Consider the following 672-nt stretch of genomic DNA (forward strand, 5'->3'; position numbering starts at 1 on the left):
AGCATGTTCTTTTAAATGCTGACAATGGTAAAGCGATCTCCACAGGAGCTTTGGTACATCATGATGTAGAAGAAATAAAAGGCCTTAAAATGGGGCCTTTTGTCAAATTAGACAATGGGGACATTCTGACAGTGGAGGGAACAGATTGCACCATTAGCAATGACAATGGTAAAACCTGGCAAAGCTATCCTGTATTTGAAGATCCTGAAAATTTCTTGATTTCAAATGAACGGGCAATACTAAAGACCAGCAATGGGGTGATCATCCTGGCTTTTATGAATTTGCAGGAAAGGGCAAATTGGAATTGGCAAGAAGAAATTTCGGATTCGCCGGGAGCCAGACTACCGACCTATACGGTGAGAAGTTTAGACGGGGGTAAAACCTGGCAAGATGTGCAAAAGCTCCATAATGAGTGGACCGGTGCGGTTCGTGACATGATAGAAACCGAAAATGGGAATATAGTCTTCACCTCCATGATGATGAGACACCACCCGGGCCACCATACGGTATTGACTTATAAGTCGGGCAATGAAGGTAAAACCTGGGAAAGGTCTAATATTATTGATCTTGGTGGTATTGGTCACCATAGCGGTGTAACAGAAGCTACCCTGGAAGCCCTTGAATTCGGAAAATTATGGCTATTGATGCGGACCAATTGGGGTACTTTTTGGG

The 672-nt window shown here is 43.6% G+C and carries 1 protein-coding gene; it reads left to right on the top strand.

Features of this window, described 5'->3' with window-relative positions:
* Positions 1–672 (top strand): sialidase family protein (locus ADIWIN_RS15100; RefSeq protein ID WP_040757570.1); only part of this gene is annotated, 672 nt, incomplete at both ends.

Origin of the sequence: Winogradskyella psychrotolerans RS-3 (genome assembly GCF_000427335.1) — a bacterium.
GTDB classification, from domain to species: domain Bacteria; phylum Bacteroidota; class Bacteroidia; order Flavobacteriales; family Flavobacteriaceae; genus Winogradskyella; species Winogradskyella psychrotolerans.